The 14,672-nt window shown below is 59.7% G+C and carries 12 protein-coding genes; 5 read left to right on the plus strand and 7 right to left on the minus strand.

Going from position 1 to position 14,672, the window contains the following annotated elements; translation table 11 throughout:
* Positions 1 to 9: 9 nt before the first annotated feature.
* The 3 genes from rpe to JNX03_RS16465 all read right to left on the minus strand — a co-directional run bounded on the left by rpe (position 10) and on the right by JNX03_RS16465 (position 4,962).
* The gene (rpe, locus tag JNX03_RS16455) at positions 10 to 699 is read right to left on the minus strand and encodes a ribulose-phosphate 3-epimerase (protein ID WP_203210078.1); all 690 of its coding nucleotides are present in this window, start codon (positions 697 to 699) and stop codon (positions 10 to 12) included.
* A 97-nt stretch (positions 700 to 796) separates the two neighbouring features.
* Positions 797 to 1,798, minus strand: a complete 1,002-nt coding sequence (locus JNX03_RS16460; protein WP_203210079.1) for an NAD-dependent epimerase/dehydratase family protein — start codon at positions 1,796 to 1,798, stop codon at positions 797 to 799.
* Positions 1,795 to 4,962: a 2Fe-2S iron-sulfur cluster-binding protein gene (locus tag JNX03_RS16465; protein ID WP_231024310.1), complete on the minus strand. Its 3,168-nt coding sequence runs from the start codon at positions 4,960 to 4,962 to the stop codon at positions 1,795 to 1,797. Before JNX03_RS16465 ends, JNX03_RS16460 begins: the two co-directional genes overlap by 4 nt.
* A gap of 136 nt (positions 4,963 to 5,098) precedes the next feature.
* Here JNX03_RS16465 and JNX03_RS16470 point away from each other — a divergent pair, with 136 nt between their 5' ends.
* The 4 genes from JNX03_RS16470 (at position 5,099) to JNX03_RS16485 (ending at position 8,849) form a co-directional block, all read left to right on the plus strand.
* Positions 5,099 to 6,118 carry an ABC transporter substrate-binding protein gene (locus tag JNX03_RS16470; protein ID WP_203210081.1) on the plus strand — a complete coding sequence of 340 codons (1,020 nt, stop codon included), beginning with the start codon at positions 5,099 to 5,101 and terminating at the stop codon, positions 6,116 to 6,118.
* 72 nt (positions 6,119 to 6,190) lie between these two features.
* On the plus strand, positions 6,191 to 6,958 hold the full coding sequence (locus tag JNX03_RS16475) for an ABC transporter ATP-binding protein (RefSeq protein ID WP_203210082.1): 768 nt from the start codon (positions 6,191 to 6,193) through the stop codon (positions 6,956 to 6,958).
* On the plus strand, positions 6,951 to 7,757 hold the full coding sequence (locus JNX03_RS16480) for an ABC transporter permease (RefSeq protein WP_203210083.1): 807 nt from the start codon (positions 6,951 to 6,953) through the stop codon (positions 7,755 to 7,757). The genes JNX03_RS16475 and JNX03_RS16480 overlap by 8 nt, the downstream gene beginning before the upstream one ends.
* A gap of 162 nt (positions 7,758 to 7,919) precedes the next feature.
* Entirely contained in the window at positions 7,920 to 8,849 is a 930-nt protein-coding gene (locus JNX03_RS16485; protein ID WP_203210084.1) for a D-amino acid aminotransferase, read from the plus strand.
* 18 nt (positions 8,850 to 8,867) lie between these two features.
* On the opposite strand, the gene JNX03_RS16490 is transcribed toward JNX03_RS16485, so the two are convergent.
* Positions 8,868 to 10,133 (minus strand): glycerate kinase type-2 family protein, encoded by a 1,266-nt coding sequence (locus tag JNX03_RS16490; RefSeq protein WP_203210085.1) that lies wholly within the window; start codon positions 10,131 to 10,133, stop codon positions 8,868 to 8,870.
* Positions 10,134 to 10,154: 21 nt separating this feature from the next.
* Entirely contained in the window at positions 10,155 to 11,321 is a 1,167-nt protein-coding gene (locus JNX03_RS16495) for a nucleotide sugar dehydrogenase (protein WP_203210086.1), read from the minus strand.
* Between the two features lie 140 nt (positions 11,322 to 11,461).
* On the opposite strand from JNX03_RS16495, the gene JNX03_RS16500 reads away from it, so the two are divergent.
* Entirely contained in the window at positions 11,462 to 13,120 is a 1,659-nt protein-coding gene (locus JNX03_RS16500) for a sulfatase-like hydrolase/transferase (protein WP_203210087.1), read from the plus strand.
* A gap of 54 nt (positions 13,121 to 13,174) precedes the next feature.
* Here the strand turns inward: JNX03_RS16500 and JNX03_RS16505 are convergent, their stop codons facing one another.
* Positions 13,175 to 14,230 carry a YeeE/YedE family protein gene (locus JNX03_RS16505; RefSeq protein WP_203210088.1) on the minus strand — a complete coding sequence of 352 codons (1,056 nt, stop codon included), beginning with the start codon at positions 14,228 to 14,230 and terminating at the stop codon, positions 13,175 to 13,177.
* Positions 14,231 to 14,277: 47 nt separating this feature from the next.
* Positions 14,278 to 14,670: an ArsR/SmtB family transcription factor gene (locus tag JNX03_RS16510; protein WP_203210089.1), complete on the minus strand. Its 393-nt coding sequence runs from the start codon at positions 14,668 to 14,670 to the stop codon at positions 14,278 to 14,280.
* Positions 14,671 to 14,672: the final 2 nt, after the last annotated feature.

Here is a 14,672-nt window from a genome sequence, read left to right on the forward strand (position 1 = left end):
GCAAATAGCTTAGGCGTAAACGCCCGCCGCCGCCTCACGGATCGCTTTGATGTTGGTCCCGTAAGGGGCCGGATCGCTGACCGAACCGCCTTTGAACACGGCTGACCCTGCAACCAAGACATCGGCCCCGGCCTGCGCCACGATCGGCGCGGTTGTCGGGTCCACGCCACCGTCAATCTCGATATGCACGGGGCGGTCACCGATCATCGCCCGTAGGCTTCTGATCTTATCGCTCATGTCGATGAATTTTTGCCCGCCAAAGCCGGGGTTCACCGTCATCACACAAATCAGGTCGGTCAGGTCCAGCAGATGCGCGACCGCCTCGGCCGGGGTGCCGGGGTTCAGCGCGACACCGGCCTTGGCCCCCGCGCCGCGAATGGCTTGCAGGGTACGGTGAATGTGCGGACCGGCCTCCACATGGGCGGTGATCACATCCGCGCCTGCATTGGCGAAGGCATCAATGTAGGGATCGACCGGCGCGATCATCAAATGCACATCCATCACGCCCTTGATATGCGGACGGATCGCGGCGCAGGTGGTTGGGCCAAAACTGATGTTGGGCACAAAATGCCCGTCCATCACATCCACATGCACCCAGTCGGCACCCTGTGCCTCGATGGCCTCACATTCAGCGCCGAAGTTGGCGAAATCGGCGGCAAGGATCGACGGGGCAATTTTGATGGAACGGTCAAAGGTCATGGCGCTGGTCCTGTGTTGGCAGTTTGGCCGCGTCTTAGCGGGTCAATGGGCATGTGACCAGTGCAGACTGGCCCAAGATGCACAAAGGCCGCAGATCTCAGACCTGATAATAGGCGCGATACCAATCGACGAAGGCCTGCAAGCCGTCCTTGATATCCTTGGTGGGGCGATCCCCGATCAGTGCCGTCAGCAGCCGGGTGTCCGCCCAAGTGGCAGGCACGTCACCGGGTTGCATATCATGAAAGGTCTTGATTGCCGCGCGCCCGCAAGCGGTTTCAATAGCAGCAATGAAATCCAGCAACTTCACCGGGCTGTCATTGCCGATATTGACCACCCGAAACGGCGCCACGGCTGAGACATTGTCATGCGCCACAGGCGCGGCGGGATCGGGGCGTTTGTCAATCAGGGCCATAATTGCGCCGACCAGATCATCGACATAGGTAAAGTCGCGCTGCATCTGGCCATGGTTGTAGATGTCGATTGGATCACCGTTCAGGATCGCCTTGGTGAACTTGAAATGCGCCATGTCAGGACGGCCCCATGGCCCGTAAACCGTAAAGAACCGGAACATGGTCGTCGGCAGCCCGTAAAGGTGGGCATAGCTGTGCGCCATGGTTTCTCCCGCCTTCTTGGTGGCTGCATAGAAGGACATCGGGCTGTCCACCTTGTCTGTCTCTGCATAGGGCAGGTCGGTGTTCGCGCCGTAAACCGATGAGCTGGACGCCAGCAACAGGTGCTCTGGCGGGAAGGTCCGCGCGGCCTCAAGCAATTCGAAGGTTCCGATCAGGTTCGCCTCAACATAGGCCCTCGGCATATGCAGCGAATGGCGCACGCCCGCCTGTGCCGCCAGATGCACGACGATGTCCGGTCTGTGCTGTTCAAACAGGGTTAACAACACACCGGGCGTTTCGATCTTTTCGTTCACCACCTGAAACGCAGGATATTCCAGCAACATTTCCTGCCGCCGTTTCTTCAGCCCGACGTCATAATAATCCGACAGGCTGTCCAGTCCGACCACCTGCCATCCGGCCTCAAGCAACGCGCGAGAGGTGAAGTAGCCGACAAATCCGGATGATCCGGTGACAAGTGCGGTTTTCAAAGGTCAATCTCCAGGGTCGCACCCTCATGGGCGGCGCGGGATTGGCACAGGATCATGGAGGTCTCACGTTGTGTGGCAGACAGCACAAAATCGCGGTGTTCCACTTCGCCGGCCTTCACACCGCATTTGCACACGCCGCAGATCCCGTCGGAACATTTGATGTCCACAGGTACCCCTGCGGCAATCAGCGCATCAGAGGCAGATTGATCCGCAGCGACCGCAATCTCGCGGCCCGAAGACAGGCGCAGGGTGAAGGGTGTGTTCACGTATTCAGGCAGTTCCGGTGTTGAGAAATATTCAAGATGCCGCGCGTCTTCGGGCACCCCCGCAGCCTCGGCCGCGTCCATGACCGATTGCATATAGGCATCCGGCCCGCAGGTGTAAACGTGGCTGCCCTTTGGTAAGGTGGACATCAGTGCAGGTAAATCCGCGCGGCTGCCCTCGTCTGACAGATGCAGATGCACCTGATCCTTCCAAGGCATCTGCGCCAAGAACGCAAGAAACGCGGCAGAGGCGCGGGACGATGACGAATAATGCAGGGCAAAAGGTTTGCCCAATGCGTGCAAGCGGTGCGCAAAGGCGATCATCGGGGTTACACCGATCCCGCCTCCCATCAACAAGGTCTGCGCGGCGTCTTCAACCAGTTCAAAATGGTTCACAGGTTTGGAAACAAACACCCGCCGCCCCTTGGTGAACACCCGGTGCAGCAATGCCGATCCGCCGCGCCCCTGATCCTCGCGCAGCACCGCAATCCGGTAGCGGCTGCGGTCTGCCGGATCACCCAGCAGGGAATAGGGTCGCAAGAATTCAGGCGCGACCACCAGATCCAGATGCGCCCCTGCCGTCCATTCCGGCAAGTCGTGCCCTTCGGGATGGGCAAAATCGTATAGCGTCACCCCATCGCTCATCTTTTCCGCGTTGACGATGCGCAGATCCAAAACCGGCGCATCACTGCCAACATTGTAAAGGTGCAGGTGGTCTGTCTCGCCTCGCGCAGATTTTGCACGATGTTCATCAGCGGTGATCAGATCGGCATGCGCCTTGATCCCGGCCTCGCGGTTCATCGGGTCAGGATAGGGCCAGGGATGCGCAGCCAGCGGCGCGGGGTAGACTGCCAGTGTCTGATCCTCGAACTTCAGGTCCAGATCGGTTTGCAGATCGCGGGTATTCACCGGGGCTGCGGGCGTGTCATAGCTGCCATCGTCCTGCAATTCGACATCCCACCACCACTTTTTGACCGGGTTCAACCGGCCCTTGCCAACCTTGTCGTCCAGCTTGGCCAGCATCGGCGCGGCCTGCGGAATATGTGTCGCGGCCCAGCGGAACGGCGCTTCGGCAAAGAGCCCCTCAAGATTCCACGGACAGGTTTTCATACAACGCCCGCACATCGCGCCGCCCTGATTGGTGATCCGGTAGGTGGCGCATTTCTGGCTGTCGGATTTCCAGATCTCATAGCCGTTGAACATCTTTTTTGGCCCGGCGGTGATCGCACCAGAGGGGCACTCGCGGGCGCATTTGTTGCAGGCCTCACAAAACTTTTGCAGGCCAAAATCAATGGGCTTGTCATGGGTGACGGGCAGGGTGGTTGTCACCACACCGGATTTCAGGCGTGGGCCAAGGAACGGGTTGAGGATCACCTCGCCGATGCGGCTGACCTCACCCATGCCGGCCAACAACAACAAGGGTGGCTGCAACACATCGCCGTCCATCACCGTATGCGCCTTGGACGGATATCCAAGGTTGCGCAGATGTTGGGCCAGAACCCCACCCAGCATCGAGAACCGCAGGTAGGCCCGCATGCTTTGCGACACCGCGATCCAGTCGTCGCCCGACGATCCTTCCATGGTGTCGAAGCCCTGATCAATGATCATGCTCAGGGATTGATCATGGGGCGGATCTATGGGTGTGCCAGTGGCGTCATGGCTGTACCATGTCCAATCCGGACAGGCCGAAATACCGGCGGCGTCCGCGCCCAGAAAATAGCTGGCCGCCTTGAGGTTGGCGGCATTGCGGGTGGCGTCATGCTGCGCCGGATCAGGATGCACCGCACCGTCCTGCAACAGGATCAAAGCCCCCAGCAAACGCCGTTGCGCCGCGGCAGGGGCGGATTTCACCACGTGATGACCGCCCTTCATGGCGTTTTGCACTTTTGGCCCCATATCGCCGAACTGTCCCCGCGCAAACAGATCGGCGCGTTTGGGGACGCGCGGCACGTTCGCCGCGTCGATATAAGTGGTTGGATCATCAACCCGTTTGAGGGTTTCAAACGGGTGCGGTCCCTGCGCATAGCCGCGTTTGGCATAAGGGTCGTGATCGCGGGCGCTGGTGCCGCCATGGGTGCCAAGCTGCCAATGCGGGCCTTTGAGAGCCGCCCAAGGCTGTTCGCGCAGCGGTGCCAGGGGCAGGTCGTTGGACAGGGCCATGTCAGTCGTCACAACCGCCAGGCCGAAGCGATCACCGATCCAAGGCGCTTGCAATGTTCCGCCCTCCCAGACCGCCAGTCCCGCCGCAATCGCCAGTTTGCCCAGATGCACATCTGATGTGGTGGCCGAATGCACCCGCGCATCAAAACCAAGCTGCCGGATATATTCGGCCAGCACGGTGGCATTTTCACTGGCCCTGAGGCAGGCGCGTTCGGCCTGCGCATTCATGATCCAGTCGCTGCCCGGTTCGTCCGCCTTGGGATCGCGGGGAAAGGCCGTCAGAATCACCAGCGCATGATGGTGATCGCCAAGTGGCTGCGCCGGTGCCTCGGCCGCATCGCGCAGGTTCGCCATGATCACATCGACACCAGCGGCCAATGTCTTGGTCTGCCGCTCGCGCAGGTCACGGGCCAGTGCATCGGTGGCAGGGTTGTGGCGGGGTCGCGCCAGCCGCGCCGCATCGGGCAGTGCGCAAATGCCGACCATGCTGGCATCGTTGTAATAGCCAAAGGATTTGAGGTGCTGACTGCGCACCAAGGGATCATCGGGGATCGCTGCTTTGGCCGGGTTGACCTTGCCGCTGCGCACCACATCCATCATCGCTTGAAACGGCCCCATTGCATTGACAATGCTTGCCGGGTCTTCGGGCCGCTCAAAGCTCAGCGTCGGGAAAGGCAGGTCAGGCAAATGCGCCAAGGGTCCGGCCAACCGGCGCAAACGTTCCAGTGGATATGATCCCATATGCATGGGCCGCGATTTGGACGAGAAAAATTTCATGCCACAGCAGGTGCCACAGCGGCGCGTGAATTGCCAGTGCCGCGCTTGACTCTGCCGGACCGCCTTGACCATGCTACTGCCAGAAATGGGGAGTAAGAACATGATCACTTTTAACCGCCGCCAGACCTTGGCCACGATGGGCGCTGCCGCCGCTGTTGGCCTTGCCGCGCCCGCGATTGCACAAAACAAGAAAATCGTTGTCGGTGCGCTGCGCTTTACCAGCCATTCGGGCAGCTTTGTCGCCTTTGAGCGGGATTATTTCAAAGAGGCCGGTCTTGATGTCGAACTGCGGTTCTTTCAGGCCGCACAGCCAATGGCGGTGGCGATTGCCAGCGGCGATGTCGACTATGCCGTGACCGCCATTTCCGGCGGCCTTGTCTCACTGGCCCAAAAAGGCGCGATCAAGGTGATCGGCGGCGCATTGCAGGAAGAACCCGGCATCGACGGTCAAAAGTTCCTGGTCTCTGACGCGGCCTATCAGGCGGGCGTCACATCCCCGGCGATGCTGGATGGCAAAAGCTATGGCATCACTCAGGCGGGATCATCCTTCCATTACATGGGGTCTAAGATGGCTGCCGCAGAAGGGATCAACCTGACCTTCAAGCCGCTGCAAAAGGTCGGTGCGATCATCGGTGCACTGAAATCGGGGCAGATTGATGGCTGGTCCATCGTGCCACATATCGCCAAGCCCCTGGCAGGCTCAGGCGCAGTGCATATCATCGGCGATGTGGCCGATTATCTGCCCGATTATCAGGTCACGACCGTCTTTACCTCGGCCAAGAACGCCAGCGAAGATCGGGATCTGACACAAAGTTTCCTTGGCGGGTTCTCCAAGGGGGTCGCGGACTACAACAGCGCGATGATCGCCAAGGACGGCGGCGAGGATGGCGTCAACGCCATGGTCGATCTGATCCATAAATATGTCTACACAGACCGCCCCCGTGAAAAGGCGGCACCGTCGATCATCAACGGCACGATGCGCCTGAATGAAGGTGCGGCCCTGAATGTGGCCAGCGTCCGCGACCAGCTTGAATGGTTCCAGTCCGAAGGTCTGGTGGATGCGGATATCACGCTGGATCAACTGGTCGACACATCATACGTCAAAACAATGGGCGCCTGAGCGGCACAGATCGCATCTATCAGGGGCCGGGCTTTCCGTCCGGCCCTTTTGTATTGGAATGAAGGCTGCGCCATGGACCTGCGACTGGACAACATCAGCCATCACTACGGTGACACCGAAGTGCTGCGTGACATCACGCTCGAAATCCCATCGGGGCAGATTGTCTGTCTCGTCGGGCCATCAGGCTGTGGCAAATCCACCCTGCTGCGGCTGATCGGCGGGCTGGAAGAACCCGGCGGCGGGCAGGTGCTGCAACTGGGCGCAGCGCCTGAGGGTTGCCTGAACCCGCTGACCTATATTTTTCAAGATTTCGCCCTGCTGCCATGGCGGTCGGTACGCGGCAATGTTGAATTGGTGCTTGAAGATCACCGGCTGAGCGCGTCGGCGCGCGGCGAGATCATTGATGATGTGCTGGCCCGCACCAAGCTCAGCGAATTTGCAGATGCCCTGCCCAAACAATTGTCTGGAGGCATGAAACAAAGGGTGGCCATTGCCCGCGCACTGGCCGTGCGCCCGGCAGTGATGTTGATGGATGAACCCTTGTCGGCGCTGGACAGCCAGACCCGCGAATTGCTGATGGATGATCTGATCGGCCTGTGGACACGGCAACCCTTCACGGCGGTCTATGTCACCCACCACCTCGCCGAAGCGGTGCGCCTGGGTCATAAGATCGTCGTGCTGTCCCGCAGGCCGGGCCGGATCCGGGAGGTTGTGACGCTGAACACGCCGCTGGTCGAACGTGCTTATGGTGATGCGGCACTTGAGGAACAGCAACAATATCTTTGGGGTTTGATGCGCGAAGAAGCTGCTGCCGCCGATGCGGAGCTGATTCATGTCTGACACCAAAGAATTGCAAGCCCAGAAGGTCACTTTCAGAGGTGGCGGTTTCATCACCCAGCGCAAACGCGGGGTTGGGATCGTGGTGTTTGTGCTGCTGATCGTGCTGGCCGAATGGGGCACGCGCAGTGGCGTTATTTCATCACTGACCCTGCCGCGGCCCAGCGATGTGGCCGCGACCTTTGGGGAACTTTATGCATCCGGCCTGCTGTTCAAACATTTGATCCCCTCCCTGACCCGGCTGGTGATCGGGGCCAGCATGGGTGCGGTGATCGGGATCTCGGTCGGCGTGTTGATCGGACTCTTCAGCCTTGTGCGGGCGGGGCTGGTGCCACTGGTTGCGGCGATCTTTCCTATTCCCAAAATAGCGTTGTTGCCGCTGTTTGTGATCTGGTTCGGCATTGATGAGGCCAGCAAATATGCGTTGATTGCCTTTGGTACGTTCACGCCCACAGTGGTGGCGACCTATGCGGCGGTCGACAACGTGGACCGCAGCCTGATCCGCATGGGGCAAAGCTTTGGACTGACTTGGTGGTCGATCGTGCGCAAGATCGTGCTGCCCGGAGCCATGCCCGGTATCCTGTCAGGGCTGCGGGTGTCACTGACCATCGCGATTATCCTTTTGGTGGCCGCTGAAATGCTGGGCGCGCAATACGGGATCGGGGCCTATATCCTTGAGGCAGGCAGCCTTTACGATCTGGAACGTTTGTTTGCCGGCGTGGTGATCTTGTCGGTGCTAGGGGTGGCGGTGTCTTCGGCGATTGCGGCGCTGGAACGGCGGGTGCTGCGCTGGCGGGTCTGAAGGCAAGAGGGGGCCAGCCCCCATCGCCGCATGCGCGGCGCTTCCCCCGGATTATTTATGGCCAAAAAGGGGGCGGAACAGCGATCCCTCGAAAGGCGGGACATGTGTGGCAGGGGTTTTGAAACCTGTTATCAAGACTGAAGAACCAGAAACGGACTTTTTATGACTGACCATTCCACCACCCATGACGCCGAAGAAGACATTCGCAACCGCGACATCAAGATCTATGTGAACGGCGAGATCGTGCACCGCGATGAAGCCAAAGTGTCGGTCTATGACAGCGGCTTTATGCTGGGGGACGGGATCTGGGAAGGGATGCGCCTGTATGGCGGGGTCTGGGCGTTCTTTGACGAACATATGGACCGGTTCTTTGGTTCTTGCAAAACCATCGCGATGGATGTGGGCATGGACCGTGCCGGCATCGCCAAGGCGCTGCGCCAGACGGCGGCGGCCAACGGGATGACAGACGATGTGCATTGCCGGCTGATGCTGACGCGGGGGATCAAGGACAAGCCGTTCCAGCATCCGGCGCTCAGCACCTCTGGCCCCACCTTGGTGATCATCATGGAGCATTCCAAGCCGGTGAACCGCCTGCAATCGGCGGGCATTTCGCTGGCCACGGTGCCGCAGGTTCGGGGCCTGCCCAACAGCCAGGATCCGAAGTTAAACAGCCATTCCAAGCTCAACTGCATCATAGCCTGCCTGCAAGCCGAAGCGGCGGGCGCGGATGAAGGATTGATGCTAGACCCGCATGGGTTTGTGAACACCACCAACGCCTGCAACTTTTTCATCGTGCGCAATGGCACGGTTTGGACCTCGACGGGGGATTACTGCATGAACGGTGTCACGCGGCAAAAGGTGATTGACTTGTGCCGGGCGAATGACATTTCGGTGTTTGAAAAGAACTTCTCGCTTTATGAGGCCTACAGCGCCGATGAGGCATTCTTGACCGGGACATTCGGAGCGCAGACCCCGGTGGCGACGATCGATGGCAAACCGATTGGCAATGGAGAGCGGCCTGTCACGGCGCGGTTGCAAGCGCTCTATAAGGCGTTGATCGCGGATCATGTGGCGCAGAAAGCTGCCCTTTGACTGGGGCGTTTGGCACCCTCAACCCTTTGGCAGATCGCCGATCAGGAGGGCGCGAAAATCATTCACGTTGGTGCCTGTCGGGCCGGTGACAAAGAGATCATCCGTGGCCTCAAAGGCGCTATAGGCATCGTTTTGGCCGAGAAAAGCGACGGGGTTGATGCCCGCATCGCGCATCCGGCTGGCTGTATTGCCATCGACAAAGGCACCGGCGTTGTCTTCGGAACCATCGATCCCGTCCGTGTCCGCGGCAAGGGCGCTGATCCCAGCCTGACCGTCAACTGCGATGGCGAGGCTCAGCTGAAATTCACTGTTGCGTCCGCCACGTCCCTTGTGGCGGAGCGTCACTGTGGTTTCGCCGCCCGAAAGCATAACGAAGGGCGCGGCAAAGGGTGTGCCGGACTTGGCCGCATGAAGGGCGATGGCGCTGTGCACCTGCGCGACATCCCGCGCCTCTCCCTCAATGGCGTCGGAGAGGATCCACGGCTTCACGCCTCGTGCCTGTGCGGTGTCAGCGGCGGCCTTCAGGGAAAGGGCGGCCGAGGCGATGATCTTGGTCAAGACCTGCGGCGCGCGGCCACTTGCCGTACGGGGCGCGTTTTCCAAATAGGCCAAGCAGCGGTCGGGCAGGACAATACCGCGGGCGCGGATCATCGCACGGACATCTGCGGGTGCAGGTCGTCCCGGCACGGTCGGCCCGGAGGCCACCTCGCCGGGTGCATCGCCTGGAACGTCCGATACGATCAACGAACAGACCTGTGCAGGCGCGGCCAGTTCGGCGAGGCGTCCGCCGTTGATCCCGCTGAAGCATTTGCGGATGTCGTTCATCACCGAAATCGGTGCACCTGAGGCCAGCAGCGCCTCGTTCAATTTTTGCAGGTCGTCCAGCGTCAGACCGTCAGGTGGATCAGGCAACAAAGACGATCCACCACCGCAGATCAGTGCAATCACCAGATCGTCCGGGCCAAGCCCCCGAACAGCATCCTTGAGCGCTTGGGCGGCTTCGAGGCCGGCTGCATCGGGCACGGGGTGCGCCGCCTCCAGCACACGGATGGTTCGGCACGGGGCGGCATAGCCATAGCGGGTGACGACAACCCCTTCGAAAGGGGCGGGCCAGAGTTGCTCAAAGGCTTGGGCCAGCTGCGCCGCGCCTTTGCCTGCACCGATGACGACGGTGCGGCCCTTGGGCGGGTCCGGCAGGTTGCCCTGCAAAGCCTTTAGCGGATCGGCGGCGGCGACGGCAGCATCAAACAGACTGGCGAGGAAATCTCTTTTTGGATCGCGCATCTGCCCTCCTCACACCTGCGGTCAGCTGAGGCCAAAAATATCGCGGGTGAAGACTTTGCCTGCCACATCGTCAAGGTCTTCGGAGGCACGGTTTGCCACGACCACATCGCTGCGTTGCTTGAAGGTCGCCAGATCGTTGATGACCGAGCAGCCCATGAAAGTTTCAGCCTCAAGGGCAGGCTCGTAAATCACCACGTCAATGCCAGCGGCGCGGATGCGGCGGATCACGCCTTGCACGGAACTTTGGCGGAAATTGTCGGAACCGGCTTTCATCACCAGACGGTGAATGCCGACAACCTTCGGGGCGCGGGATATGATCTGATCTGCGATGAAATCCTTGCGGGTGCGGTTTGCATCGACCACCGCCCGCATCAGATTCTGCGGCACATCCGAATAATTTGCCAACAATTGTTTTGTGTCCTTGGGCAGGCAATAACCGCCATATCCGAAGGAGGGATTGTTGTAATGGGTGCCGATGCGCGGGTCGAGTCCGATGCCTTCGATGATCTGGCGGGCGTCCATGTTTTGGCTCAGCGCATAGCTGTCCAACTCGTTAAAGAAGGCAACGCGCATGGCCAGATAGGTATTGGCAAAAAGCTTGATTGATTCTGCTTCTTCGGGGCCGGTGAACAGAAGCGGGATGTCCTGCGCCTCGGCCCCTTGGACCAGCAGTTCGGCAAAGGTGCGTGCAGCGGTTGTATCGGCACCTACAACGATCCGGGAAGGGTGCAGGTTGTCATGCAGCGCCATGCCTTCGCGCAGGAATTCGGGGCAGAACAGGATGTTGTCCGATCCCACCGCAGTACGCATGCGCGATATGAAACCAACCGGAACGGTGGATTTGATGACAACCGTGGCATCGGGGGCGTCTTGAGCAGCCGCGTGGATCACGGCCTCGACGGATGACGTGTCAAAGAAATCGGTTTTGGGATCGTAATCCGTGGGCGTGGCAACCACGACAAAGGTGGCCTGCGCCATGGCGCCGGCGCTGTCGGTTGTGGCGGTCAGATCAAGATCCTTGGTGGCCAGCCAGTCTTCGAGTTCCGGGTCTTCGATGGGGGAGCAGCGCGCATTCAATTGTGCAACGCGATCTGCGTCCAAATCCACGGCAACGACGGTGTTGTTCTGGGCCAACAAAACGGCATTGGACAGGCCCACATAACCGATACCGAATACGGCAATTTTCATGTCAATGATGCCCGCCCCAAAATCTGTGGCACCTTAGTGTCATATCGGCTTTGGGGTGGCAATGATCAGCTGCCCGCGGGGGAAATTACCTCTGGTTGTTTTGCTTGCGCTGTGGATACTGGAGGGCAGGGGGAACGCCAGTGAATATCCTGTTTATCATGTATGACCAGTTGCGGTTCGACTATCTAAGCTGTGCGGGGCATCCGCATTTGCACACGCCAAATTTCGACCGCGTCGCGGCAATGGGAGTGCGGTTCTCAAACGCCTATGTGCAATCGCCGATCTGCGGTGCCAGTCGGATGTGCTACTACACGGGCCGTTACGCATCGAGCCATGGCGCCCAATGGAACGGCTTCCCGTTGCGGGTGGGAGAACAGACCATTGGCGATCATCTGCGCAAACTTGGCATGGATTGCTGGCTGATTGGCAAGACCCACATGGTGGCGGATGTAGAGGGCATGGCGCGGCTGGGGCTCAGCGCGGACAGCACCATTGGCGCACGGCAGGCCGAATGCGGGTTTGATGCATGGGTGCGCGATGATGGGCTGTGGGGCGAGGGGCCAGACGGGTTCTATGATGAAAAACGCTCTCCCTATAACGAATTTCTCAAGGGCAAAGGTTATGACAGTGAAAACCCCTGGGCCGATTATGCCAATGCTGGCATTGACGATGATCAGATTGCTTCGGGCTGGATGTTCCGGAACGCCGACAAGCCCGCCAATATCCGCGAGGAGGACAGCGAGACCCCATGGCTGACCACCAAGACAATCGAGTTTATCGAGGAACATGACGGCCCTTGGTGCGCCCATGTCAGTTATATCAAGCCGCATTGGCCCTATATCGTACCCGCGCCTTATCACGATATGTACGGTGCAAACCACGTGCCCCAACCACGCCGCGCCGATGTCGAACGCGAAGATCCGCATCCGGTGTTCGGGGCCTATATGGAAAACAAGGTCGCCAGCGCGTTTCAGCGCGAAGAGGTGCGGCAAAAGGTGATCCCGGCCTATATGGGGCTGATCAAGCAATGTGATGACCAGTTGGGGCGTCTGCTCGATCATCTGGAAAACACTGACCGTTTGAAAGACACGATGATTGTGTTGACCTCGGACCATGGTGATTATCTGGGCGATCACTGGCTGGGCGAGAAAGATCTGTTTCACGAACAATCGGTGAAAGTGCCGATGATCATCTACGATCCGCGCAGCGTGGCGGATGCCGCGCGGGGCACAACCTGCGATGCACTGGTTGAAAGCGTCGACCTGGCCGCGACCTTTGTCGAGGCAGCGGGCGGCAAGGTGCCGGATCACATCATAGAGGGCCGGTCCCTGATCCCGTGGTTGCATGGCGAGGTGCCGGACTGGCGCGAATACGCGATCAGCGAATACGATTATTCAGCCACCCCGCAAGCGGTCAAACTGGGCCTGCGGCCGCGCGATGCACGGCTGTTTATGGTGTTTGATGGCCGCTACAAGCTGATGCACGCCGAGGGCGGCTTCCGCCCGATGTTGTTTGATCTGGAGAACGATCCGGACGAATTTGATGATCTGGCAAAAGGCGGCAAGCACCACCCGGAGATGGACCGCCTTTATGACATGTTGGCGCAATGGGGACTGCGGATGTCACAAAGGGTGACACGATCCGAAGACGATATCGAGACCATGCGCGGCAAATCCGGGCGTCGGGGGATCCTGCCGTTTATGTATGACGGCAGTGAAGTGCCGGATGAATTGACGGTGAAATATCGCGGCACGGTGCGGCAGGATCACATAAATGGAGAAGTTAAGGGCAAGCGATAGGGCGGTACGATTTCTTCAAAGAAATCGGTCCGAAGTTCTTGAGAACTCCGCGTGCTACGCCGGTGGCGCAAATCCCAGGATCAATTGCCGCAGCCCAATCGCAGCACCGGCCAGAATGCACAGCAAGGTAATGGGCGCACTATAGGCCAGCACCGAAAAGGCGGAGATGCCTTGGCCTACGCTACATCCAACTGCAACAACCGCGCCCATCCCCATCAAGGCCGCCCCAAAAAGCTGTCTGCCCAGCTCTCTTGGGTCATCGCAGGCCTCCCAGCGGAAATGCCCCTTGAACAGGCTGCCCAGAAACGCCCCGATCAGCACACCCAGTACGGAGCCCGTGCCAAAACTGATGGTGTTGCCGGAGGACGTCATGGCATAAAGCATGGTTTCCCCGATGGGGGCGGAAAACGTGTGACTGACCACCGCTGTTGCGTCAAATCCATGCGCCGCAACCCAGTGTGTGCCCGCCCAGCCTGATACAATCGCCAGACCCACAACAGCGCCCCAGAACACATGGCTGAAAGATTGCCTCATCTCGCGGTTCGCCAAAGTCAGCGCCAGTATGACAACGCCAATGGTCATGCCGGCGATGTTTACGGAAAGGCCCGAAAGCGCCGCGAGAGCCTGCGCATAGCTGGAGGTGGCCGCCGGGAGCACATCGGTGCCAAAGGCCCAGATGCGCAGGCCCGACAACGGCCCGCCCAAGGTGACATAGGCCGACAGCCCCATCACCAGCACAATCAAGAAGGATCGCAGATCACCGCCGCCCAGCCGCGCCAGTGCCCCATAGCCGCAGTTCCCCGCCAGGGCCATGCCATAGCCAAACACCAGACCGCCAAATACCGATCCCAGCAGGTTCCAGTCCCGCGTCATGTAAAGGGTGCCGCCCAGATCCAGAAGCCCCAGCGCGGACAAGCCAAAGGTGCCTATCACGGCCACGCCAATGGCTATCCCCCACATCCGCAGCCGCAGGGCGCTTTCGCCGTAGTAAAGATCTTCGATTGCGCCGAGGGTGCAAAATCGACCGATGCGGGCGGCCAACCCCAAAAACACACCACCAACAAGGCCGATCAACGCAACAAGCGTGGGTTCGGAAAAGACATCAAACATGGCTTGGCCCTCTGGTTGCAGTGGGTCTTGCAGCGCCGCGTCACCGGTTATTTTTGGCGGCAGAACAGATCATAGACAACTTCCATGATCTGCTTTGGGCGGTCATCGGTCAGACTGTAGAAGATGGTTTTGCCTTCGCGGCGCGGTGTCACGAGCCCTTCAAGCCGGAGGCGGGACAATTGCTGGGACACAGCCGCTTGCCGCGCAGACAGCAGCTCTTCCAATTCGGTCACGGATTTCTCGCCAGAGGCCAGATGGCACAGGATCATCAACCGGCCCTCATGGCTGATCGCCTTGAGAAAGTTTGACGCCCGCATCGCGTTGGCGGCCATCTTGTCCATGTCTTCGGCGCAGATGTCCTTGTCGAACACGGGCAAGCTGGATGTGCTTGCCGGTTCCGACGGTGTCAGGCCGTCTTGGTGTGAAACGCTCGTGTCCATCG

The sequence above is a fragment of the Sulfitobacter mediterraneus genome (assembly GCF_016801775.1).
Classification (GTDB): domain Bacteria; phylum Pseudomonadota; class Alphaproteobacteria; order Rhodobacterales; family Rhodobacteraceae; genus Sulfitobacter; species Sulfitobacter mediterraneus_A.

Bases quoted from the DNA above. Each gene is read 5' to 3' on its own strand.
- JNX03_RS16480 (WP_203210083.1), top strand. From the start codon at position 6,951: ATGTCTGACACCAAAGAATTGCAAGCCCAGAAGGTCACTTTCAGAGGT.
- JNX03_RS16470 (WP_203210081.1), top strand. From the start codon at position 5,099: ATGATCACTTTTAACCGCCGCCAGACCTTGGCCACGATGGGCGCTGCC.
- JNX03_RS16490 (WP_203210085.1), bottom strand. From the start codon at position 10,133: ATGCGCGATCCAAAAAGAGATTTCCTCGCCAGTCTGTTTGATGCTGCC.
- rpe (WP_203210078.1), bottom strand. From the start codon at position 699: ATGACCTTTGACCGTTCCATCAAAATTGCCCCGTCGATCCTTGCCGCC.
- JNX03_RS16510 (WP_203210089.1), bottom strand. From the start codon at position 14,670: ATGGACACGAGCGTTTCACACCAAGACGGCCTGACACCGTCGGAACCG.
- JNX03_RS16465 (WP_231024310.1), bottom strand. From the start codon at position 4,962: ATGGGATCATATCCACTGGAACGTTTGCGCCGGTTGGCCGGACCCTTG.
- JNX03_RS16505 (WP_203210088.1), bottom strand. From the start codon at position 14,230: ATGTTTGATGTCTTTTCCGAACCCACGCTTGTTGCGTTGATCGGCCTT.
- JNX03_RS16475 (WP_203210082.1), top strand. From the start codon at position 6,191: ATGGACCTGCGACTGGACAACATCAGCCATCACTACGGTGACACCGAA.
- JNX03_RS16485 (WP_203210084.1), top strand. From the start codon at position 7,920: ATGACTGACCATTCCACCACCCATGACGCCGAAGAAGACATTCGCAAC.
- JNX03_RS16495 (WP_203210086.1), bottom strand. From the start codon at position 11,321: ATGAAAATTGCCGTATTCGGTATCGGTTATGTGGGCCTGTCCAATGCC.